Origin of the sequence: Bacillus sp. FSL R12-0074, assembly GCF_038005725.1 — a bacterium.
GTDB lineage: Bacteria > Bacillota > Bacilli > Bacillales > Bacillaceae_G > Bacillus_A > Bacillus_A mycoides.
The window spans coordinates 2,430,860-2,453,996 of the sequence record NZ_JBBOTR010000001.1; the positions used below are offsets into that span (position 1 = coordinate 2,430,860).

At 34.0% G+C, this 23,137-nt stretch carries 19 protein-coding genes and 4 pseudogenes; 19 read left to right on the forward strand and 4 right to left on the reverse strand.

Annotated elements, in window-relative coordinates:
- Nucleotides 1-189 precede the first annotated feature (189 nt).
- A complete protein-coding gene (locus NSS97_RS12725) occupies nucleotides 190-1,617 on the reverse strand; it encodes a serine hydrolase (protein WP_107887551.1) in 1,428 nt (475 codons plus the stop codon).
- A 511-nt stretch (nucleotides 1,618-2,128) separates the two neighbouring features.
- On the opposite strand from NSS97_RS12725, the gene NSS97_RS12730 reads away from it, so the two are divergent.
- From NSS97_RS12730 to NSS97_RS12755, 6 genes are all read left to right on the forward strand, one after another.
- A complete protein-coding gene (locus NSS97_RS12730) occupies nucleotides 2,129-2,728 on the forward strand; it encodes a hypothetical protein (RefSeq protein WP_131246302.1) in 600 nt (199 codons plus the stop codon).
- A gap of 160 nt (nucleotides 2,729-2,888) precedes the next feature.
- A complete protein-coding gene (locus NSS97_RS12735) occupies nucleotides 2,889-3,116 on the forward strand; it encodes a hypothetical protein (RefSeq protein ID WP_000206851.1) in 228 nt (75 codons plus the stop codon).
- Nucleotides 3,117-3,203: 87 nt separating this feature from the next.
- Nucleotides 3,204-3,356 carry a hypothetical protein gene (locus NSS97_RS12740; RefSeq protein ID WP_341112747.1) on the forward strand — a complete coding sequence of 51 codons (153 nt, stop codon included), beginning with the start codon at nucleotides 3,204-3,206 and terminating at the stop codon, nucleotides 3,354-3,356.
- Nucleotides 3,356-3,592 (forward strand): hypothetical protein, encoded by a 237-nt coding sequence (locus tag NSS97_RS12745; protein WP_341112750.1) that lies wholly within the window; start codon nucleotides 3,356-3,358, stop codon nucleotides 3,590-3,592. The genes NSS97_RS12740 and NSS97_RS12745 overlap by 1 nt, the downstream gene beginning before the upstream one ends.
- 205 nt (nucleotides 3,593-3,797) lie before the next feature.
- Nucleotides 3,798-5,156, forward strand: a complete 1,359-nt coding sequence (locus NSS97_RS12750) for a VWA domain-containing protein (RefSeq protein ID WP_341112751.1) — start codon at nucleotides 3,798-3,800, stop codon at nucleotides 5,154-5,156.
- A gap of 434 nt (nucleotides 5,157-5,590) precedes the next feature.
- On the forward strand, nucleotides 5,591-6,730 hold the full coding sequence (locus tag NSS97_RS12755; RefSeq protein WP_044444596.1) for an Ig-like domain-containing protein: 1,140 nt from the start codon (nucleotides 5,591-5,593) through the stop codon (nucleotides 6,728-6,730).
- 109 nt (nucleotides 6,731-6,839) lie between these two features.
- On the opposite strand, the gene NSS97_RS12760 is transcribed toward NSS97_RS12755, so the two are convergent.
- The gene (locus NSS97_RS12760; RefSeq protein WP_033708116.1) at nucleotides 6,840-7,040 is read right to left on the reverse strand and encodes a hypothetical protein; all 201 of its coding nucleotides are present in this window, start codon (nucleotides 7,038-7,040) and stop codon (nucleotides 6,840-6,842) included.
- A gap of 151 nt (nucleotides 7,041-7,191) precedes the next feature.
- On the opposite strand from NSS97_RS12760, the gene NSS97_RS12765 reads away from it, so the two are divergent.
- From NSS97_RS12765 to NSS97_RS12775, 3 genes and pseudogenes are all read left to right on the forward strand, one after another.
- Nucleotides 7,192-7,602 (forward strand): hypothetical protein, encoded by a 411-nt coding sequence (locus tag NSS97_RS12765; protein ID WP_044444597.1) that lies wholly within the window; start codon nucleotides 7,192-7,194, stop codon nucleotides 7,600-7,602.
- A 53-nt stretch (nucleotides 7,603-7,655) separates the two neighbouring features.
- Nucleotides 7,656-8,150 (forward strand): hypothetical protein, encoded by a 495-nt coding sequence (locus tag NSS97_RS12770; protein ID WP_107888468.1) that lies wholly within the window; start codon nucleotides 7,656-7,658, stop codon nucleotides 8,148-8,150.
- Nucleotides 8,151-8,173: 23 nt separating this feature from the next.
- Nucleotides 8,174-8,413, forward strand: a pseudogene (locus NSS97_RS12775) (DDE-type integrase/transposase/recombinase); the annotation flags it as partial.
- A 151-nt stretch (nucleotides 8,414-8,564) separates the two neighbouring features.
- Here the strand turns inward: NSS97_RS12775 and NSS97_RS12780 are convergent.
- Nucleotides 8,565-9,965 carry a zinc dependent phospholipase C family protein gene (locus tag NSS97_RS12780; protein WP_341112757.1) on the reverse strand — a complete coding sequence of 467 codons (1,401 nt, stop codon included), beginning with the start codon at nucleotides 9,963-9,965 and terminating at the stop codon, nucleotides 8,565-8,567.
- Between the two features lie 673 nt (nucleotides 9,966-10,638).
- Here NSS97_RS12780 and NSS97_RS12785 point away from each other — a divergent pair.
- The 5 genes and pseudogenes from NSS97_RS12785 (at nucleotide 10,639) to tnpB (ending at nucleotide 16,941) form a co-directional block, all read left to right on the forward strand.
- A complete protein-coding gene (locus tag NSS97_RS12785; RefSeq protein WP_341112760.1) occupies nucleotides 10,639-11,073 on the forward strand; it encodes a sodium:proton symporter in 435 nt (144 codons plus the stop codon).
- Nucleotides 11,074-11,311: 238 nt separating this feature from the next.
- Entirely contained in the window at nucleotides 11,312-12,013 is a 702-nt protein-coding gene (locus tag NSS97_RS12790) for a YrrS family protein (protein WP_002127386.1), read from the forward strand.
- 264 nt (nucleotides 12,014-12,277) lie between these two features.
- A pseudogene (locus tag NSS97_RS12795) lies at nucleotides 12,278-12,793 on the forward strand (IS6 family transposase); the annotation flags it as partial.
- A gap of 662 nt (nucleotides 12,794-13,455) precedes the next feature.
- Nucleotides 13,456-15,270, forward strand: coding sequence for an acyltransferase family protein (locus tag NSS97_RS12800; RefSeq protein WP_341112763.1), 1,815 nt, complete (start codon nucleotides 13,456-13,458; stop codon nucleotides 15,268-15,270).
- Between the two features lie 549 nt (nucleotides 15,271-15,819).
- Nucleotides 15,820-16,941 (forward strand): IS200/IS605 family element RNA-guided endonuclease TnpB, encoded by a 1,122-nt coding sequence (gene tnpB / locus NSS97_RS12805; RefSeq protein WP_107888447.1) that lies wholly within the window; start codon nucleotides 15,820-15,822, stop codon nucleotides 16,939-16,941.
- Nucleotides 16,942-17,054: 113 nt separating this feature from the next.
- On the opposite strand, the gene NSS97_RS12810 is transcribed toward tnpB, so the two are convergent.
- Nucleotides 17,055-17,966 (reverse strand): helix-turn-helix domain-containing protein, encoded by a 912-nt coding sequence (locus NSS97_RS12810; RefSeq protein WP_107888448.1) that lies wholly within the window; start codon nucleotides 17,964-17,966, stop codon nucleotides 17,055-17,057.
- Nucleotides 17,967-18,143: 177 nt separating this feature from the next.
- Here NSS97_RS12810 and NSS97_RS12815 point away from each other — a divergent pair, with 177 nt between their 5' ends.
- From NSS97_RS12815 to NSS97_RS12835, 5 genes and pseudogenes are all read left to right on the forward strand, one after another.
- The gene (locus tag NSS97_RS12815; protein WP_107888449.1) at nucleotides 18,144-19,175 is read left to right on the forward strand and encodes a Gfo/Idh/MocA family oxidoreductase; all 1,032 of its coding nucleotides are present in this window, start codon (nucleotides 18,144-18,146) and stop codon (nucleotides 19,173-19,175) included.
- Between the two features lie 14 nt (nucleotides 19,176-19,189).
- Nucleotides 19,190-20,227 (forward strand): Gfo/Idh/MocA family protein, encoded by a 1,038-nt coding sequence (locus NSS97_RS12820; protein WP_165927699.1) that lies wholly within the window; start codon nucleotides 19,190-19,192, stop codon nucleotides 20,225-20,227.
- On the forward strand, nucleotides 20,228-21,196 hold the full coding sequence (locus NSS97_RS12825) for a sugar phosphate isomerase/epimerase family protein (protein WP_341112775.1): 969 nt from the start codon (nucleotides 20,228-20,230) through the stop codon (nucleotides 21,194-21,196).
- 132 nt (nucleotides 21,197-21,328) lie between these two features.
- Nucleotides 21,329-22,093, forward strand: a pseudogene (locus NSS97_RS12830) (Rpn family recombination-promoting nuclease/putative transposase); the annotation flags it as partial.
- A gap of 313 nt (nucleotides 22,094-22,406) precedes the next feature.
- Nucleotides 22,407-22,502: pseudogene (locus NSS97_RS12835) on the forward strand (helix-turn-helix domain-containing protein); the annotation flags it as partial.
- Nucleotides 22,503-23,137 lie beyond the last annotated feature (635 nt).

The window sequence follows — 23,137 nt, forward strand, 5'->3', positions numbered from 1 at the left end:
TAGTTTTTTTAAAATCCTTATTCCACGAACGGAGCAGGTTAGTGGAAGCAATAGTAATTAGGTTTGACTGGGAAAATTGTCGATGATATTAAAAAAGACACCGAAGTGTCTTATGTTTTTCAAATTAAGCATACCGATAAATTGAAATTTAATTACTTAACATTCTGCTTATCTTGGGAGCGAGGTATTTTATCGGTGAGTGTATACAAACCATGTAATGCTTGCTGTTAATAATGCTGACGAAATCAAAGCTGTAAGAACACTATATGTGTGCCAAATAAGTATTGTTGACCAATCGAAAGCACAGCACAGTATACCCAGGGCAATCGTAGCGATCAGGAAAATAACTGTTACGGTTATTCTCTTTTTTGTCATTGGCTGCCGCTCATTCGTTTTCCTTCTGCGTAATCCTAAGAGAAATAGCAAAACGGCCAATAGGCAAAGAATAATTGTGATAGACGACAAAATGATATCCAAAAGCTGTATGCCGCTTATTTCATATGACTGAGTTAGATTGCCTTCTAATATATCTTTAACTTTTAGTACCATGTTTATATTGGTATTTGCGCCGTTGCTCAGCAAGGAGACGGCTGTTCGTTCATTTAGCAGTATTGCTACTTCGGTTCTGAAATTTGGATTGCCCCCAGTGTGTTCTATAATCGTTTGTTCGGCGTTTACGGACCAGCCTGCCGCATAATACATACCGTTGACAGCCGAAACAGACATATCACCCCTATGTGATTTTTCGATAACCGTGTGAAATATTTCGGGTATGTCCTGCACGATACCCATCTGTATGCCCATCCAACGCGCCATATCTTTTGTATTAGAAATGATGTAGCCTGCGGGTTTATTCCCAGCATAATCCGGAGCTTTAAATGGAGTTGTCATAAAAAAGGAAGAACGGTAGCCCTGTGCCAACTGTCCAGTGGCTTGAGCATCTTCTTTATAAACATATGTCTGGTGAAGACCTAACGGCTGAAATACCTGTTCCTTCATAAAGTCTTCATAGCTTTGTCGCGACACAATCTCAATAACCAAACCCAATACGTCATAATTAACGGTTCCATAGTTATACTGTTCACCGGGAGGGAACGCCAATTCAGCATCCACGAGCATTTCCACAGTCTTTTGCAACATATCCGGTGTATTGCCTTGTGGAATATTTTGAGTATGCCTAATATTTGTTAGACCACTGGTATGGTGAAGAAAGTTATTTAGTGTAAGACTTTGCATATCAACAGGTTTCCCTTGATACTTTAACGTAAACCAAGGTAAATATTTTTGGACAGGGTCAGTCATTGAGAGCAGCCCTTGCTCTTCCAACAGCATAATACCCATACCGGTAAAAGCTTTACTGACCGAGGCTAACTCATAGAGTGTATTTTCACTTGCAGACAACCCCTTTTCACGGTCTGCATACCCTGAAGAAAAGTAGAACACTTCATCATCAGCAAGTATTGAGATTGACATTCCCGGCACACCTGATATACGACAGGCATCATCTAGCAACGCTTGTATTGCCGCAGATTGCGAATCTGACAACGCATAACTTTGTGTTGCGAATCCTGAGAATAATATAAATATCGTTAATACAAAAACAATAATCTTTTTCATAAACTCTCCTTTTTGGAAAATTATAAGAGAATAATATAAATAACCTCCTTTTACAACTACGAAACTAAATTTTAATTTATCTTTCTATTCACCTATATAATATCAAGTAATTGTGAAGAGTTACACTTAAACGAACAGATGCGTTAGTTCAATAAGAAGTAAACAACTTTATTATTCATTTTTTAGGTATTATATAAACAGATGGATGTAATTTGAAACAACTTTAAAGAGCCTTGCTACGTAGAATGTAGTAAGGCTCTTAGCTTTTAATAATCAAAATTCAATAACTTTATTATCATTATACACTATCCAATTATTATGTGTATCACAATTGGATGGGTACTTTTTTATTTATTCCATAATAGGGACAAAAGTAAATGCATCGGATAATTATCATAATGGGAGTATACATATGTATCAAATGAAACTTCTATTTAATCATTTAGGATTTAATATTTTCTTAGTTTTGGTAACAGAAATTTATATACTTAAAGTAAAGGGTTTAATTTTAATTAAGGGGGAGGAAAATTTGGAGGTGTATAACTTAGCTGCTTCTGCACAAACAAAAAGTGAAGATCTACCATTCGATATTTCCTGGATGACCGATTGGATTGTAGACTGGTTTGGTTCTTTGTTTAATGGCGGCAGTGATGTAATAAAAGATGGGGGAGATAAAATAGATGGTGCAGTCCATGCGAGTGTGCCTGCATTTTTTGATGTTATTTTCCTTATTCTTTCTGTAGTAATTTTAATATCATTATTAGTTTTTGGGGCTTCTTTATGGTTTAAACATATAAAGTGGAAAAAAAGATCTATATATTTTGGAGTAGGTTCATTTATTCTCATACTATTAATAAGAATTCTACCAGTGTTAATGTTGACAACACGTTCTTTTGATTTTCAAACCTTTATGAGTAATATGGTAGGCTTAATTACTTCTATAATTTTAGGGACAGCTGTATTAATGTTTTTAATATCTTTAGCACTAGGTATGCTTTATAAGAAATTTGAACATCCGAAATATGGGAAATGGAGTTCGAGTTTGAGATATAGTTCAATTTTTATATTTGTAATGACATTAATAGTACCGGCCTTGCTGCGTCATTTATAATCTTTGTTTATATAGGAGAAGGAGGAATAGTGCAGGTAATTTCTATAATTTTTCTGTGTAATTATACTAGCACTCGTTCTCCTCTAGATTTCTGAATTAAGTCTTATACATTAAAAGGAATTTTGTTGTACGAAGTTTTGGCAAAGGGGGAGAGGTACTAGTGACTACTTTTGTTGTCATGGTGAGTATATTCTTAATTCTGTTCGTAATTGGTCCCAAAGCGACTAAGAGAAAAGAAGAAAGAGATAGAATTGAAAAGGAACATAAAGAGAAAATTGAGGCTTTAGAGGAAGAAAAAATTGACTTAGATATTAATGGGACTAAAGTACGGTTACACAAGAAGCCTAAGCTAAAGAACAGTATATATAAAATAAAGAGTAATAGGTAACAAAAAATGAATTACATTTAAAGAGATTTTAGTGAAGGAAGCAAAAAACTAAATAGGATTATATTTAAATACTAAGGGGGATTATTAATGTTTAATAAAACTAAAGAAGTACCAAAATATCAACAAATACATTCAGGAGTATATAAGTTTGAACTACCGTACGTTACAGGGCAATTTATGTCCACGGAATCAAATGAAGATAAGGTACGTGAGGTACAACGATTTCCTGTAGATTTGTGATGTATGGGAATGATAGTCGATCAATAGGAGACCGTTATGCAATATTAAGGAGAGCTTACTTTTCAGCACTATTTATTCCAGATGTACCAGAAAAAATAAAATGGATTGAACATTGTAGTACTAAAAATACAGTGCTGAATAAAGAAGAAATATTAGAAATCGAATTAAAATGGGATAACAACTCGGCTTCTTATAGCTTTGAAGGACAAAGCTTCCTCAATAGTATTTTTGACTGAGATTGTGATATTAAAACAAAGTTTAATTACTTTGAAAAAAGTTACGATGTTTTGAAAAATTATTGTAGCAAGTTTTATGGAACCTTGCGATTAAACTTTTTAAAGAAAACGTGGAAAAGAAGGAAAGAACCATTCAAATTTCAATTTTTAATCAAAAGTAAGACGTTGAATCTGTTTTCATTGAAGGAAGAAACGAGGTTTTAAAGTGGGGAAAGCATTATTTAATGTAATAGGAATAACACTGGGATTCTGTGTATTTATAACTGCGTGTTCAAAATTAGATACTATGCCTTCTAAATCTAATGAATCAAAAAGTGAAGTAGTTGAAAAGGAAATTAGCAAAAAAGAAATAAAAAAAGAGGATACCAATACATATGAATCGTTATTTGCTACAAATGCCCCATTAATGATTCAAGAAGGACCAGGTAAATACGCAAAGGAAATAGCACTCTCATCAGAAGAAAATAATGAACTTAATCAGGAATTGATGAATTTACCAAAGGATTTAAGTGCAGAACAAATATATGTACAATTACTAAATTTACAGGCGCAAAGTTATAAAGAAGCTGTAAGTAAACTGGAAGGAATTATCCCTGAATTGGTGATTAAAGAACAAAATAATGGAAACGTAAATTCTATAAAATCAAAAGATAAATCCCTGAATGTGGAGATCTTGCTTGATGCAAGCGGTAGTATGGCTGGTAAAGTTAATGGTCAAATTAAAATGGAAGCCGCTAAGAAAGCTATTTACAACTATCTTGATAAGATTCCGGATAATGCAAATGTAATATTAAGGATTTATGGACATAAAGGAAGTAATAATGAAAATGATAAAAGTTTATCCTGTGGATCTTCGGAGGTAATGTACCCATTACAGCCTTATAATAAGGAACAATTTAATGCTGCTTTATCTAAGTTTGATCCGAAGGGGTGGACGCCGTTAGCATTGGCTATAGAGTCTGTAAATGATGATTTTAAAGAGTATACCGGTGATAAAAACCTAAATGTAGTATATATTGTGAGTGATGGAGAAGAGACTTGTGGGGGAGATCCAGTTAATGCTGCCAAAAATCTCAATAAATCCAATACTCATGCAGTTGTAAATATTATTGGATTTGATGTGAAAAATAGTGAGCAACAGCAATTAAAGAATACTGCAGAAGCAGGAAAAGGGAATTATGCGACAGTAAGTAATGCCGACGAATTATATCAAACTCTTAATAAAGAGTTTGAAAAACTATATAAAGAATGGGAAAATTGGAAGATTGATCAATACTTCAGCCTGAATACGCAGTGGGCAGATTTATTTATGAATATTAAAAAGGCTCATATGGAAATTAATGATGTAATTAATAAAGAACATTATAATTTAAAGAATAATATTTCTTACTTAAGTGAGAAAGAAATCATTGATAATCATAAAAAGCTCGGTCTTGAAAAACTTATTAAGCTTCGCTTTGAAACACTAACTAGTTATTATAATGATAGAGAAAAGGAGTTAATAAATCTTATAACTGAAAATGAAAAGAAAATGAAACAACAATTGGAGCAATCTAAACCATAATGAAAAGCTGTTAAAATATTAATGGTTGATAATTTATCATTTTAGCTAAAAATGCCCCTTCCAAAAGGAACGTGAAGGGGCATTTCCCAGTGAACTGTAGAGGTTTGGGATCAGTAAAACTTATATGTATCAAGGCTCTCAAGTTATTATTCTCATTGAGAACCACCTCATAGTTATTCATCTACATACAGTCCGCTACACAGTGATAATTATGCAGTCAATACCTACCTAGGGTAAGTAACCCCCTTTGAGGCTCTAAGTCTCATGCCTCCTCAGTGTACTAACAGCTCATTTACATAATTCTCGTTACTGGAAGTGAATAGTTTCAGATTAACATGAACTAAATAATCAGGAGAGCGATCCAGTCCAAACCGAGTTCTGTATGTAACATATATTGATTAAATGTATTGATAAAGAAAGTGAGGCTAACACAAATGAACACTTCCAATCAATTTAACCCTCCTATTCTGTTTATCCCAAAAGAGAAAGAATGTTACGAAAAAAGAATATCTGTCTTGGTCTCCATCAAGATAGATCCTAAGAATTTATCTCTTTGTTCAAGTTTGAGTCATCAGTTTACTGCGACAGGTACGTATTCTGACAAATCAACTAGGGACATTACAAATCTTGTAGAATGGTACTCTAGCAATCTTTCAAGTGCAATAGTTTCAAATAAGGAAGAAACAAAAGGTTTGATTACAGCAATTAATACTGGGGAAGCTCAAATTTTTGCAAGATTAGACGGAATAATGAGTTCGGATAGTTGTCTCACAGTTACTGAACCAGTGGTTCAAATGACAAATTTACAGGGATCCAATGATTGTACGTTAGATATAAATAGAACAGTTTCTACGACTGAGACAACCAGTATGAATTGTCCAAGTAGAACTTTCGGTTTTGGTAAGGAAGTCTTACTGCTTGATAATGATGTTGCTTCCTATGATTTTGCCAAACAACTTTGGTCACTTACTCAATATACTGTTGTGCAGATATCTCCATCAATTATCAAAGGTCAATACACTACAGGTAAACAACTGGCAGCGGATTACTGGTGTGTTTGGATCGGAATTCAAGGGAATATTACTGATCTGGACGTCATGGCAATGATGCAACCAGGGGGAATCATTGATGAATTCGTCAAACTTGGCGGAATTTTCATTGTACACGATACAGATACTAATCCAATAATTGTAACATCTCCTGAAGGGTTTGAGTTCATTGGGAGTAAATCTGAGTCACTAACACAATTTTCGAAGCTTGTACAAATACCTTTGTCCTTTGAGTACCTTCGAACATATTTATATATTAACTCTATCAAGAAAGAAGGTGACTCTATGGCTCTTGAAACTAACTGTCAGACTTGTACTCCTCCTGAAGGTTCCACATCGATTCTTACTGTGGATATACCAGGTGGTCTAGCTATTAATCTATTGGGGATTCATATCGAAGCTTGTCCAATCTGCGTTACAGTATTCACTGATGGATCCGATACACTTACATCTCAACAACAAGATATCGCAAATAATCTCATCAAAGTCGTTCAGAATTTGGTTCCAACTATTCCTGGCGCTTAAAGGGAAATAGTTTGTAATTTAATACAGGGCTTGACCAAAAAAAACGGTCGAGTCTTTTTTTTTTTTCAAAACGTGGCGGTACCCCTAATAGTGTGTGCTCCTCCTCAGTTTAATCTTGTAGGAAATTGAAAAGTGTATTCTTCAGTTTTCTTTGCTCAACAGACATTATCTTTGCGAGAACGCCAAATAAATAACCTTTGAAGTCTTTTCTAATCTTGTTCATCTTCAGGACAAATACAGATTGTTTGAGCGCTGAGATTGCCACCTCAGTTGTATCAACTAAGTCAGGTGCATACTTGCTTGCAGCCAATTTAACTTTACCCCATACCGAAAAACAAAGGGTATTGGTATACTTTCCTGTTTAAAATATTGTTCGTATAGGAAGTGAATAAGCTTCCTATACGAACCACATTACATATTAATAATTTAGAGGGTTTTAAAAATAAAGAGGTGGTTTTTAAATGTATAATGAGTCAATATATTATCCTTATATAAATTATGATCAATACTTCGATCGTCAATTCTCTGGTCCTCAGATTCCAGGTATACCTGGAATGCCAGGTTTTCCGGGTGTACCAGGCTTTCCGGGTGTACCAAGTTTTCCAGGACAGCAAAGCTCACAAGCTCCAACATCTCCCCCCCCATCATTTATTCCTCAACAATCAACAGCTTCACCATTTGCTGTTGATCCAGGAGCAATTTCATTATGTTTATTTCGAAATACTTATATATGGCTTAGTAATGGTGAACAATTTTGGTATTTCCCAATTTTTGTAGGACCAAGGTCTGTTGCTGGTTTCAGATGGAACGGTAGGTTTTGGGTTATTTTTGGAATTGATACGAGAAGGATTATTTCATTTACATGTTTTTAAAAATTATAGAGTAACGATAGAGGTTTAATTATATAAACAAAAGAGGTATTTGAATGAAAAAATTTCAATCATTTGATGGTACAATAACTATGATTAACGATTTTGTAACAGGGTCAAACGAAGATATAGGATGTAATAAATTAATGTCCGTAAATAATGGTTATGGGAATCTAATAAATTTTGTAGTGAAACCAAATACGTATTTTATCGACTATGCAACGGTAGTAGTAGGAGATAAAGTAACTGGGTTTTACGATGCCAACGCTCCTGCTCCTCTTATTTTCCCACCACAATTTCAAGCGACTGTTATGGCAAAATATACACCGCATCAAAATGTAAAAGTAGACTATTTTAATGAACAGTTGGAGAGTAGTGATGGAAAATTAAAATTAAATATTTCTCCTTCTACTCAAATTTTATTAACAAATGGTCAATTCTTTACAGGTAATCTTGTAAATCGAAATTTAATAGCTATTTATAGTTTTACAACAATGAGTATACCAGCTCAAACTACACCATATAAAATCATTGTTTTGTGTCAAAAGTGATTTCTATTCTAAAGGGTCTCTCGGTTTATCAAACTACACTCCATTGTAGAATCAAAAATTTTAGCCATCTTATTGACCAGGATCATAGGCATGTCAAGAGACGTTTTGCTAAATCGGTAGGATTTCACAATCTTCGTCATGCTTCACGTACGATAAAAGGTATCGAGACCATTCATGCCCTATATAAACAACGGCGAAGTCTTCAAAGAGACTCCGCCTTTTCAACGTACAATAGACTTCAACAATTATTAGCTAATTCTTAAACCTTGATCCTTATTTACCATCGGATTGAACAAGATTGTTTCCCCTAAGTTGATGGACATGTATGGTGATCCTACATCCATGAACTTAAGAAAAGCAAATACCTCAAAACAAAAAACACACTCGTTCTGATTAGGAACGAGTGTGTTTAGGTTATCTGAAAGGTACAAACTTCCATGAGCTAGGTTTTTGTGTTTTTCCCCCTAGTACAATCCAACTTTTCTCTGCATTTATATTCTTATAATTTAATGGATAGTCATCTGTAAAAATATTATATTCTGTAGGTTTATCCGGGTTAATTTGAATTTTAAAGTCAGCTAAACTATCAGACTTTTGAGCAAGGTGAATCCAACTAGAATAATTAGACCAATTTAAATATTGAAATTGATCGTAATTTGAGTGCTTCATGCGAAGATATATACTTTCCCCGTGGTGTAGCTTTGCATCATTTTCTTTGTAGAATTCAAATTCTATAGGTGTACCAGATAAAGCATTGCCCTTATTATTTGCAAGTAAAACATAATCGTAACGATTTGCTACATACCATTCAAATGTTAGACCTTGATAAGGAGATTCACTTGGTACGATATAATAGTTTTTCACTGCTTCTATGACGTTTCCTTCTATATCATAGATTAATGCGGTCTCTATACTTGGAGCTTTCACATTTTCAGTAAAAGTTTTAAACCAAAGATTTAAGAAACCTGCTGTATTGCGCTGAGCTTCTCCTAAGCTTCGCTGCACAGCTGGGGTAACCATTTCTTGCCACAATTGTGCCTTACCACTATTATAATACTTAAATGTTTTATCATTAGTAATATTTTGGATTTCAGGTTTAGCTACTCGGGCTGCATAATCAATCCATTCTTCAGGTGTGGATAGAGAGTCGTTATAATTCCCTCCAGTATTGACTGCAAATTGATTTTGAATGGTTGTAACATAATTTTCAAAGTAGCTATGATATTTTATAGCTCTCGTATCAATTGCGGTAAAATTTGCTGCATGCATAGGTTGGGTAGCATCTGTAAAGTAGTGCGTGGCTACTCCTAAGTAATAGAAAGCTTTTTCATAGTCTTTATTTCGTAAATGTTCTCCAGATTCATAAAAGTATTTCTTACCTTGTGTAAGAGCCGTTGGATTTGTTTCTCCTCTATAATTTTCTTTAGTATCAGGATCATAAAAATGAGATTTCCATCCGCCTTTAAAAACGCCGCCTATTCCTGTTCCACCATCGTTAAACTCTGCATTATAATCTGCATCATATAATCCTTTAGAAAATATATCCTTATATTGCGGATAATTTAAAAAGTCCACAGCCTGCTTATTTGCTTCAATATTAGATTCTGTTTTCATAATTTCAATAGCTTGTTTTGCAATCCATAAATGTGTACTTTTATCAGAATGATACGGAGCTTCTGCAGACCATCGAGCGGTAATAGGATCATTGTCAGTTAAATCAATTTGATCGAGATGAGCATAACTACTTTGAGGAGCTACTCCTAAAATAGTTAAAGTCATTCCAGCTATACATAGTGTTGATGTGATTTTTTTCATTTTTTATTCCTTTCTAAATATGAAGATATAAGTATTATAAATACATCAATATCATGAAGATAGAGGAACCTAATATGTAATATTGCATATTAATAAATTTATATGAGTATATATAACATGAAAATCACTATAACGAACATGCAGGTTTCCTTTTTTATTTGTTATTTTTATCAGTAAAGTAGACCACATATCAGCTTCAGATACTTGTTTTATGATACAAGTAATCAAACAAAAGGAGGGCCATACAACATAATTACACCATTATTAACAGGGCACTCTTTTAAGTACAGGAGATTATTAGCAGGTGGAGAAAATGTTGAAGATGTACAGGCAGATAAACATATTCCATATGAAAAAAAATGAATTGCAGCAAACTCTAGAAAAGTACGATTCGAAGGAGTTTGAGTTATAAAAAGAAAATAGATAAATTGACAAGAGAAAAGCACTTTGTGTATATCACAGGTGTTTTTTATTTTCATTTTGATATAGGGCTTGAATTAAATTCCCATGTTTTTTTGCAGCCATTCAATAATGAATATGTACATATTCATTATTGAAATTAGTAATAATAAAATGTATTATTGAAAAGCACTATTTATAATTCAAGTAATCAAGGCGATGTATCCGTAATAATTTGAACATTCAGAAATTATAATATTATCATAAAAATGAGGTGAGGTTAATAGAAACAGTACATATTAAATGGTATGGAATGTATAGTTTAAATGATTTTTATAATAGAGAAGAAGCTTTTAAGAAGGGAATATTTGCAATCTCTAGAGTATATGCTAAGAATGAAACATTGATCTATATAGGAAAAACCAAAAGAAGCTTTATACAAAAGATAAGGGAACTTAATAAAGATTGGATTTTTGATGAAAGCGAATTAAAGATTACATTAGGAATAATAGAGTCTCCTAGTGGTGAAAGTTACTCTGAAAAAAAGGTAAAAGAGATAAAATCCCTTTTGATTTTACGACATACCCCAGTAGAAAACAACAGATCTTTATTGTACCATAGAGGGCAGTTTAATTTGAAAATTATAAATAAGGGAAGAAGGGGCTTAATTGTTAAAAAGATTTCTACAGGAGATCTAATGTGGACGTAATTGGAATCACCTTTGAATAAAATTGAAGGTTTCTTACGAACAGATGCTTATCAATTTTTAATGTATTAAAATATTTTTGAATAACATATGTCAGATGCTTGAAACAACACAAATTTTATTATGATATGAAATCTTGTATGGGAATTGTAATTCATTTCCATTACTTAATGAAAATATTAAGAATTATAAGGATAATGCATAAAGATTAGAAGAGAAAATAAACTCGGAGGTTTAAAAAATGGGACAAGGAAGCAGGTTTCAAGAAAAACAACAAAATCGTCGTAAAAAGGTGATTTTTAATATTGCATTTACTTTGGTATTAGTGACAGTTGGTATAGTGACATACCAGTTGTTTTCCCCTTCTGATACATCAAAGAAAGCAATTGCTCAAGAAAAGAAAGCAACAAAGATAGAAGAGAAGAAACATAAAGAGAAAGAAGCAGCGCAGTTAGAAGAGAAGAAACGTGAAGAGAAAGAAGCAGCGCAGTTAGAAGAGAAGGAACGTGAGGAGAGAGAAGCAGCACTGTTAGAAGAGAAGAAACGTGAAGAGAGAGAAGCAGCACTGTTAGAAGAGAAACAAAAAGCAGAAAAATCGGTAAAAACGAGCGAAAATGAAAATAAAGAGGGAGAAAAAACGGCATCTCAAGAAAAGGGTTCTCAAACTAATTCTTCTTGGAAGGCAATTGGTACAGAGCAAGGAGCAAAACCTGCAATGCAATTTAAAGAAGGAACAGTAGATTGGAATGAGATGAAAAAAGCAATTTCTTATGCTGTTGATGTTCCAGAGGGTCAATTGATTTTTGATTTTATTGGAAATAATGGTGAAAATAAAGCCTACGGTAATGTACGAGATAAGCAAAGTAATAAAAAATATAAGGTTGATATTGATTGGGTAGAGAATCAGGGCTGGAAACCAGTATCTGTTCAAGTAGTAAAATAAACTTGGTTCTATATGATGTTTGAATTATTTGACACTCCCACCCCTAAAGGGGCAAGCTGACTAACATCAGTGGTGTTCTTGCTACCAAAGGAGAAGTCCATTTCTGGTATCGCTGACGTGCAAGGTTGCGGTGTGTCATCACTACTCTCACGACAGACCGTATAGGTTCGGGAGCTACGGTACTATCACCATACCGTACAGGTTCGTGTTCAGATGTTTAGCGTCTTGTTCTTGACGACACATATCATTTTACCGGTAGCATGAATTCGGCGTCATCTCAAACAAATGAATAACTCATGGAGAGTGGACGAAACATACATAAAAATAAAAGGACAATGGATGTATTTATATCGTGCCGTTGATTCTGAAGGAAACACGATTGACTTTTATTTGAGTAAATCTAGAAATCATAAGGCTGCAAAGCGCTTTTTCAAGAAAGCTTTGCAGTCTTTTCATGTTTCAAAGCCTCGTGTTATAACAGTCGATAAGAATCCTGCTTATCCAATTGCTATCGAACAGTTGAAAAAAGAAAAAAGCATACCTGATGGTATGCAACTTAGACAACAAAAGTACTTGAATAACATAGTAGAACAAGATCATCGCTTTATAAAAAAGCGAATCCGTTCTATGTTGGGATTTAAATCATACAAAACATCAGCCGCTATATTGAGTGGTGTTGAAGCCATGCATATGCTCAAAAAAGAACAAATTGATTTGCAGGACCAGTCTGTCCAAAATCGGAATATTTTTATGAGCCGGCTGTTTGGATTAACTGCTTAACAGGTGATTCCGTTAGGAATCCTTGATTCTTTTTTACTTATCATTTTTCACACCAGAACCATACATTCTATCAATAAGAGAAATATGTAATTATGCATATCTTTTTTTATTATTTCGGTAGTATTAAAACTTAATATATAATTAAAAGGTTTTTTAATGAATTGATAAGGAGATGCGAGTATGAAGAAAATCATAGGACTTATAGTATCATTATTTTTATTATTTTCTACTTATGTACCAACGTTTACAGAAGCAGCCGAAGCTTAAAATAAAGTAGGCTGGGTGAGGAAAATAGAGAGCCTGCTCGTAATGAGTAGACCTTTTTTTATAAAGTTTCTTTATGGGAAATCTTTTGTATATTCATTATAGATCATATTCACAATGCCAGTCCTTGATACGTCTGTAAAAACGTATCAAAAAGTGTACTTTTTAATTAAGTAAATGTCCCTTTTTCGGGGAGATGAGCAAAAACACCTAATTTAAAAATTTTTACAACAGAAACAGATAACATGATAAAGTATTGATTACTGTGCATGTAATTATAATAAAAGAGCCTTCCAAAATGGTGCATTTAATAGTTTAGCTTATACGATTTTAGGAAATTAATAGCATATTATACCGCTATTATTTACCTAATTTCCAAGAAATAGAGGTGATTGTAGGTGACTAAACCTTTTGAAAAAAATAGTCGTTATATGGTTGGATTAGACAGTCTAAGGGGCCTAGCTATACTAGGTGTTATTTTGTATCATATTAATTTTAATTGGATGCCTGGAGGATTTTTAGGGGTTACTGTATTTTTTGTACTCTCAGGTTATTTAATTACAGATATTCTAGCGATGGAGTGGAAGAGAAATAAGAGAATTGATTTGAAGAAATTCTGGCTTAGTAGGGCAAGGAGATTGCTTCCAGCAATGTTTGTTATGCTCGTTATAACGTTGGCCTGGATTACGATTTTTCATAGCTCTTTACTTGAGAAAATGCGTGGAGATTCATTAGCGGCGTTATTTTATGTTAGTAACTGGTGGTATATTTATCATAAATTATCGTACTTTGATAATTTTAACCAGCTTTCTCCATTAAATCATTTTTGGTCGTTAGCAGTTGAGGAACAATTCTATGTTGTCTGGCCGTTTATCATTAGTTTAGGGCTTTACCACATAAAAAAACAATCCCGTATGATTTTATTGATTTGTCTGGGGGCTGTTGCTTCAGCTTTAGCGATGGCAATTTTGTATGAACCTGGAGCTGATCCGAGTAGAATTTATTATGGCACAGATACGAGGGCCTTTTCTTTACTTATTGGAGCGGCACTTGCCTTAATTTGGCCAAGCAATAGGCTTGCAAATAAAATTATTCCAAAGGCGCGTCTCATTCTTGATGTAGTGGGAGGAACTGCTCTTATTATTATTTTGCTTATGTTTTGGAAGACGAATCAATATGATCCGTTTCTATACAATGGAGGAATGGTTCTCTTATCAATTGCAACAGCGTTGTTAGTGGCAAATCTTGCTCATCCAGCGAGCCGTATCGCTCAATTTTTACGATTTAGACCTTTACGTTGGATAGGAATAAGGTCGTATGGCATATATCTTTGGCATTATCCAATTCTTACATTGACGACTCCAAAAGTAAATGCTGGAGATTTTTCACTAATAAGAGCAATTCTTCAATTTCTTCTAATTATAATGATTGCGCAAATTTCATGGAAGTATATTGAAAAACCAATCCGACAAGGTGCGCTCCGAAATATTCAGTTTAAGAATTTAAGGCTTCAAAATGTCGCTTTAAGTGTTAAGTTAGCTTTAATTTGTGCAGTATTCGTTTCGTCAATAGCCGTTTTTGGGTTATCAAAAGGTAGTAAGGCTAAGGAGAATCCTCAACTAGATAAGGTGGAAGCAGTACAAACACAACCAGCGAAACATCCAGTTGCAATTCGGGAAAATCCAGCTCAAGAGACGCCCAAAAATCAAGAAGAATCAAAAGAAGTAAATTCTGTGCAACCTAAAAGTTCTCCCAACGTTACAGCGATAGGCGATTCCGTTATGATTGATATTGCTCCATATTTAAAAAATGCTTTTCCTGATATTAGGATTGATGCACAAATTGGTCGCCAGCTGTCAAAAGCGATTCCTGTAGTTGAACAGTTAAAGAATGAAGGGAATTTAGGAAACTATGTCATTATTGGGTTAGGTACAAATGGAGCCTTTACTACGGAGCAACTTGTATCATTAATAGAATTAATTGGAAATGAACGTAAAATGATATTTATTAATACGAGGGTACCACGTCCGTGGGAATCAATCGTGAATGAGAGATTGAAAGTGACAGCATCTAAATATCCGAATGTAACTCTAGTCGATTGGTATGCAGCAAGTGCTGGAAAGAGAGACTACTTTGCACCTGATGGTGTGCATTTAACCAATGTAGGTGCAGAAGCATACGCAGCACTTGTAGTCAAAGCTGTGAGTCAATAATTCGATATGCTTTATAAACTTCTGTTGCAAAGTTAATTGAAATATAAAAGATTTATGTTTGAGAAAGACAAATTTTTTGCAGTCATCAATAATGAATGGTTTCGATGCCTGTTACTATACGTGAGTCATGACGTAAGCTTTGAAATCATGTGGATTTGGAAAAGTGTCTGTCGCTATATATGTCGATGGTCATGTTCTATGAAATTATTAATAGGAAGAAAGAATGTAGCTTCCTAACTTTAAAAATAAGCCCAAGGAATTAATTAATTCTTTGGGCTTATTTTTGAACCAGAATTGGGTATTGTTAGAGAGTAAGAGAGAAGGCGAAAGGAGGTTAGTAGATTAATTTCTTACACCTTTTTATCATTTTAGCCAAGAAGACTCCTTCCTCAAGGAACGCGAAGTGAGTAGGTGGGGGATGAATTGGCTTCGAATAAGGGATGGCAGGAAGCCATCTTAATTGTTCGACATATATAAACTGTTACTTCACTACCTATCGAATGTACGTTTGTTGTATAATAGATACATATCGAAATGGGGGTGAAACGAATGATGATCAATAAAGCATATAAATTTCGTATCTATCCAAATAAAGCACAAACGACCCTAATCAATAAAACGATTGGCTGTTCTCGTTTTGTATTCAATCATTTCCTATCTCTATGGGATAATGCATACAAAGAAACAGGAAAAGGTTTGACATATGGTACATGCTCTGCCAAACTTCCTGCCATGAAGAAAGAGTTTGTTTGGCTAAAAGAAGTGGATAGTATTGCGATTCAGTCGTCTGTTCGCAACCTTGCGGATGCTTATACACGCCTTTTCAAAAAACAAAACAATGCCCCGCGTTTCAAATCTAAGAAGAACAACATACAATCTTATACCACAAAACAAACAAATGAAAACATTGCCGTTGTAGGAAACAAAATAAAATTGCCAAAACTAGGTCTTGTTCGATTTGCCAAAAGTCGTGAAGTAAAAGGACGTATTTTAAATGCTACAGTTAGACGGAACCCTTCTGGCAGATACTTTTTGTCATTGTTAGTTGAAACAGAAGTGCAAGAACTTCCGAAAACAAATTCTTACATTGGAATGGATGTGGGACTAAAAGATTTCGCCATTTTGTCAGATGGAACAATCTATAAAAATCCGAAGTTTTTTCGATCATTAGAAGAGAAGTTGGCAAAAGCACAGCGTGTTCTTTCTAGAAGAATGAAAGGATCTTCTCGCTGGAATAAACAACGAGTAAAAATAGCTAGAATTCATGAATACATGACGAATGCTAGAAAAGATTACTTGGACAAAATCTCGACTGAAATCATCAAAAACCACGATGTTATTGGTATAGAAGATTTGCAAGTATCAAATATGTTAAAGAATCATAAGTTAGCAAAAGCGATTAGTGAGGTATCATGGTCACAGTTTCGAACCATGTTGGAATATAAAGCAAAATGGTACGGTAAACAAATCATTGTCGTATCGAAAACATTTGCTTCAAGCCAATTATGTTCTTGTTGTGGATATCAAAACAAAGACGTTAAAAATCTAAACCTACGTAAATGGGACTGCCCTTCTTGCCTTACACACCATGATAGGGATATTAACGCAAGTATCAATCTAAAGAATGAAGCGATAAGGCTTCTAACCGCAAGGACTGTGGAGATAGCCTAATAAATTAGAGTTCGATAGAACTTTTTACTTAGGAATCCCCCCTCTTCTAAACAAAGTGAAAGTGGGGGTAGTTCAAATCTATAGCATGAACATGTATATTTCATGTTCTTACCTCACTCTTTATTGCTTTGTATTCGCTGTTTAAACTTTTTCGGTAAACAATTATTTTCTTTTTTAAACAACTTATAAAACTGTGACATGTTTGCAATTCCAACTTCGCATCCGACATCTGTAATACTAAGGTCACTTGTTATTAATAAACTTTCAGCTTGTTTGATACGCTTATAATTCACATAATCTAAAAAGGAAATACCCATAATTCTTTTAAAGTATTTTATGAAATAATGATAGCTTAAATTTATTAATGCACATGCTTTGGTTACGGTTATCTTTTCTCCTAAATGATCTTCTACATAATCAAGTACTGGTTTTAAACGAGCGAAGTCGTCTTGTTCACTATAAGTTAATATGTTATGTGTGTCGTTTCTTACTAGTAAGAAAAGTAATTTCTTAATGGCAGCACTAATTGCGATTTCATATCCGTTCATTTTCATTTTTGATTCTGTAAAGATTTCTATAATAAGAGCATAAGCCTCATGTTTCACAACTTCATTTTGTTCAAAAATATAGTTTAACTCATTTAAGGATTTTGTTTGTTCTGAAAAGCAATGTAAATATTGTATAATGCTTCGGTCAAAGTGTTGTTTTAAATTTACTTGAAACACAACGTAGTGTAACGAACCTGCAGAAGGTTTATGTGACCGATGCAACTCAGATTTCCCTAAAATAAAAACATCTCCAGGGCCAAGAACAATATATTTATCCTTATTTTGTATACCTAAATATCCTTCTATAATTGCTAGAAACTCAATCTCTTCATGATAATGCCAAGGGGCACTCTTAATTTGATCACAATAAGAAGTTTCCATAACAATGTCCCATACCTTTAAAAATAGTAATGGATTTTGATAAATAACCTTTTCTTCAATTGCTTTAGCAAGCTTATTACAAACTCCTTCCGTCATAGACGTTTACACCTCCTTATTAGCAATATAACACCTTTATTAAAATGCGATAAGTAAGTTTCCTTATTTCTTATAGAAAAAGGCAACTTTTGATAAAAACATAACGATATATAGCATATTTTTTCAGTGAAAAAATTTCTATAATAATTTCAAATCGAGCAAAAGGAGGATATGATAGTGAATATTTTAAAAGTAGGTGTTATTGGCTGTGGAAGCATCGCGCAGTATCGTCATTTACCAGAATATGAAGCAAACCCATATGTACAGGTTGTAGCTGTTTGTGACAGTAATAAAAAACGCGTAAAGGAAATTGCCAATAAGTATGGTGTAAATATGTACACTGACTATAATGAGCTTATCAATTGTGAAGAGTTAGATGCAGTTAGTGTCTGTACACCAAATAATTTACATGCATCAATTTCTATCGCTGTTTTACAATCAGGTATCCATGTACTATGTGAAAAGCCAATGGCGACGTCAAAAAAAGATGCAGAAATGATGATTGAAGCTGCTGAAAAAAGTGGTAAAAAGTTAATGATTGGTCATAACCAGCGTTTTGTTGCTTCTCACCAAAAGGCAAAACAATTGATTGAAAATGGAGAAATCGGAAAAATATATAGCTTCCGTACAGCATTTGGTCATAGTGGTCCTGAAAATTGGAGTGTAGATGGAAAAGAGAGCTGGTTCTTTAAAAAAGATGAAGCGTTTCTTGGTGCAATGGGTGATTTGGGTGTACATAAGGCGGATTTAATTCGGTATATTCTTAATGAAGAAATGACAGAAGTTGGTGCCTTTGTTGAGACGAGTGCAAAAACATTTTCGAATGTAGATGATTGTGCAGTATGTATGTTGAAAACCGAAAGTGGCATTATCGGATCACTTGCAGCAAGTTGGTCTTACGTTAGCAAAGAAGATAATTCAACAATTATTTACGGTGAAAAGGCCACTCTTCGCTTAGAAGATGATCCAACTTACTCACTCATTCTTCAATATAAAAATGGTGAAGTTGTAAAATATGAGCTTGATAAAATTCAATCGAATGCTGCAGTTGGTCAAAGTAATTCACATGTGATTGAGCAGTTTGTAGAGTCTATCCTTTCTGATAAAGAGCCGTTAATTAATGGTGTAGAAGGAATGAAATCGCTAGAAGTCATTTTAGCAGCCATACAATCTAGTGAAACAAAACAAATTGTTACAATTCCATTTTGAGAAAAGGTGAAGACATGAAGAAACTAAGCATTGGAATAATAGGGGCCGGAGGAATTGCACAAGGTCGCCATATCCCTGCATTTGTAAAGTTACATGAATATTGTACGATTACGGCTATACATGATAGAAACATAGAACGCGCAAAACAAATCGCTGAAGCATATAACATTCCTTATGTATTTGAAACGTATGAAGAAGTCTTTAAAGAAGTTGATGCTGTTTGTATTTGTACACCAAATAAGTTTCATGCTGAGATTTCTATCGTAGCATTACAAGCAGGGAAACATGTATTATGCGAAAAACCGATGGCTTTAACAGCGGCAGAATGCGAAAAAATGATAGAATCTGCAAAAAACAACGGTAAAAAACTTACTATCGCTTATCATTATCGTTATATGAAAGAGTCGCAAGTTGCAAAACAAATGATGATAGGTGAGATTGGCACACCTCTAGTTGTTCGTGTAAAAGCACTCCGTCGCCGAAAAGTACCAGGCTGGGGCGTTTTCACAAATAAAGAATTACAAGGCGGAGGAAGTTTAATAGATTACGGTTGTCATCTTCTTGATTTAGCACTTTGGTTAATTGGAAATCCAAAACAAACGGAAGTCATTGGCAGTGTCTATAATGCCGTTAGTAAGCTACCAAATCAAGTAAACATGTGGGGGAAATATGATTATAAAACATTTCAAGTTGATGATCATGTTACCGCATACATAAAGTTTGAAAATGGGGCATCATTGTTATTTGAAACTTCTTGGGCAGCAAATATTAAAAATGATGAAGAATATTTGAGTATCTCCGGAGTAAACGGTGGAATAAATGTTTTTCCAATTGAATTATATACAACAAAACATAATATGATATTAAATAGTGAACCTGTTTGGATAGCAAATAACGGCGACCCTGGAATTTTGCAAGCAGAAAACTTTGTAAAAGCTTGCTTATACGATGAAGAATTAATTGTAAAGTCTGAGGAATCGCTGCAAGTATCGCAAATTATTGATGCAATTTACGAAAGTAGTAACACACACGAAGAAGGGACGGGAAGATAAATGAAATTAGGAGTATTTACAACACTTTTCTCTCACATGGAATTTGAAGAAATGCTAGATTATGTACAAGCAGCCGGTTTGCATGCAATAGAAATTGGTACAGGCTGTTATCCTGGAGGTTCGCACTGTAACCTAGATGTATTATTAGAAAGTGAACAGGCCAGAAGCGCATATATAGAACATGTACAAAAAGGAGACTTAATCATTAGCGCTTTTAGTTGTCACGGAAATCCGTTATCCCCAGATGCTGCTTTTGCAACAGAATCTCATGAAACATTGTTAAAAACCATTCAACTAGCTTCACTACTAGGCGTACTTGTTGTGAATTGTTTTTCAGGTGTAGCAGGTGACCATGAAAGCGCAAAATACCCGAATTGGCCTGTTGCACCATGGCCAAATGAATACAATGATATTTTAAAATGGCAATGGGAAGAAAAGCTCATTCCTTATTGGAAACAAGTTGGTGAATTTGCAAAAGAACATGGTGTGAAAATTGGTTTAGAACTTCACGGTGGTTTCTTAGTACATACCCCATATACATTACTAAAACTACGTGAAGAGACATGCAATGCGATAGGTGCTAACTTAGACCCTAGTCATTTATGGTGGCAAGGAATTGACCCTGTCGCTGCTATTAAGTTATTAATGAAAGAAAATGCAATTTATCACTTTCATGCAAAAGACACTTACATCGATCAAGAGAATGTAAATATGTATGGTTTAACAGACATGCAGCCCTACGATAAAGTGGAAACAAGAGCCTGGACGTTCCGTTCTGTTGGTTGTGGCCATAGCTTAGAAGAATGGTCGCAAATGATGAGTGCACTTCGTACATATGGATATGATTATGTTGTAAGTATTGAACACGAAGATCCACTCATGTCTGTTCAAGAAGGATTTAAACGTGCTACAAAAAATCTTCAATCTATTTTAATTGAAGAAAATCCTACACAGATGTGGTGGGTGTAACTTCGTTTGAAAAAGAAATGAGTAACATTTTTTTTCAGAGAAGCCATTCGTAAAAGAATATTAGCTTCTCTTTTTTTAGAAACTCGGAATGTTATGTTGAAATAAACTGATAGATGGTGAAAGTAAACTAAAGTTTCCCTACAGTTAGAAGATCCACATTTACATCGAGAACATGAAGAAGATAAATTATCGATTTTAGATATTTCGGCTACATTAGATATAGGAACAAAGGTAAATGTAGAAATACAGCTGAATAACAATCATGATATGATTAAACGCAGTTTGTATTATTGGGGAAGGTTGTACACTTCTCAATTGCAAAAGGGCATGCCATATAGTTCACTTCATAAAACGATTACAATTAACCTGTTAAACTTTGCGATGTTTCCTGAATATGAAGCATTTCATACAACAGGCATCCTTTGGAATCAGGAACAACAAAAGCTATTAAGTGATGATATAGAAGTTCATATAGTAGAGATTCCAAAGTTGATGCAGCAATGGCGCGAAGAGAAAGTCAATCCGTGGGAAGATTCGTTTGTTCGTTGGTTATTATTATTACCTGCGAATGAAGATGAACATCTTACACAAACATTGGAGGATATTGCCATGAACCGAGATCCGATTTTACAAAAAGCAATGAATAAATGGGAACGTATGAGTCAAGATTCTTCTTTCCGTCAAGCATATGAAGCAAGAGAAAAGGCCTTAATGGATGAGGCAGCAAAATTTGCTCATGCAGAACAACAAGGAATTAAAAAGGGAATTGAACAAGGGGTTGAGCAAGGAAAGATGCAACTCATTCGAGGCATGCATAAAAATGGTGTGTCTGTAGAAGACATTGCAAAGCTTACGGGATTACCAGAAATAGAAATACAGCGATTTTTGCAGAGCTAGTTCTTAGAGAAAGCATTTTATCCAATAAAATGCTTTCTCTAACTCTGCCTGAAAAGAAGATGAGATGTCTCAATCTTCTTTTTCTATTTTTAGGGGATACGGAAACCTCACTATCAAGTTAATGAAAACGAAATACTCCAAAACCGAAAAAAATGGGAGTATCTCATTTTTTTCGGTTTCTGACAGAAGACTCCTTCCTCAAAAATATAAAGGTGTGAAACACCAATTTTAGGTGGGAGATGAATATCAGTAGGCGTAAGCCTACGTTTTTTTTTATACTGTAGATATCCTATAAAAAGGTGAGGTGCACCCTATGTTAGTAAGTAAAGCATATAAATTTCATATCTACCTAAATAAGAAACAAGAAATATTAATTGCTAAAACCATTGGTTGCAATCGCTTTGTATTCAAAACATGAAATTAATTAGCTAAATTCTTCTCTAAATAAAAGACCACTGATTTATTAAACCGGTGGTCTTATGTTTATATATTATTCATTTGTATAAGTGTCATATTTTTCTAGCTTCAATTGGAAGTAAATAAGATAAAAGATGCAAATCAAACAATAAATAAATTGAAAAGCCTGAATCCTACAATTACGATTTTAAATAATGAAATAAAAAAAGAGTATCAAATGGATGAATTCAACCCATACTTATAAATATAATCTTCCTTCGATTACTACAAACGAGTTAACAGTAAAAAGCCGATTACCCCTTAGCGTACGAAATTCGCGTTTTGTTTGTGATACCCCATTAGTAATAATGATTTATTTTTTATTTGTATTATTATATATATAAGATCACTTGTCTTGGAAACAAGTGATCTTTTTATTAGATAAATAACTACTTGCCAACAGCAGATAGTTGTTATCCTATTCATATGTTCAGTAAATACTATAACATAATTTTTTTGTTATAATGACAACATAGTTCTATGTTGTTTTATTTGGATCTATTTTTATCATTTGAATTTGAAAGATATGACTGTAATATTTCATATCAGAAAATTCAAAGTAAAAACAAAAAATGAAATGCGCAAACT

Excerpts from the sequence above, each read along its gene's own strand:
- NSS97_RS12725 (WP_107887551.1), bottom strand. The coding sequence starts at position 1,617 with ATGAAAAAGATTATTGTTTTTGTATTAACGATATTTATATTATTCTCA.
- NSS97_RS12740 (WP_341112747.1), top strand. The coding sequence starts at position 3,204 with ATGTTTAATAAAACTAAAGAAGTACCAAAATATCAACAAATACATTCA.
- NSS97_RS12745 (WP_341112750.1), top strand. The coding sequence starts at position 3,356 with ATGTATGGGAATGATAGTCGATCAATAGGAGACCGTTATGCAATATTA.
- NSS97_RS12755 (WP_044444596.1), top strand. The coding sequence starts at position 5,591 with ATGAACACTTCCAATCAATTTAACCCTCCTATTCTGTTTATCCCAAAA.
- NSS97_RS12765 (WP_044444597.1), top strand. The coding sequence starts at position 7,192 with ATGTATAATGAGTCAATATATTATCCTTATATAAATTATGATCAATAC.
- NSS97_RS12770 (WP_107888468.1), top strand. The coding sequence starts at position 7,656 with ATGAAAAAATTTCAATCATTTGATGGTACAATAACTATGATTAACGAT.
- NSS97_RS12780 (WP_341112757.1), bottom strand. The coding sequence starts at position 9,965 with ATGAAAAAAATCACATCAACACTATGTATAGCTGGAATGACTTTAACT.
- NSS97_RS12790 (WP_002127386.1), top strand. The coding sequence starts at position 11,312 with ATGGGACAAGGAAGCAGGTTTCAAGAAAAACAACAAAATCGTCGTAAA.
- tnpB (WP_107888447.1), top strand. The coding sequence starts at position 15,820 with ATGATGATCAATAAAGCATATAAATTTCGTATCTATCCAAATAAAGCA.
- NSS97_RS12810 (WP_107888448.1), bottom strand. The coding sequence starts at position 17,966 with ATGACGGAAGGAGTTTGTAATAAGCTTGCTAAAGCAATTGAAGAAAAG.
- NSS97_RS12820 (WP_165927699.1), top strand. The coding sequence starts at position 19,190 with ATGAAGAAACTAAGCATTGGAATAATAGGGGCCGGAGGAATTGCACAA.
- NSS97_RS12825 (WP_341112775.1), top strand. The coding sequence starts at position 20,228 with ATGAAATTAGGAGTATTTACAACACTTTTCTCTCACATGGAATTTGAA.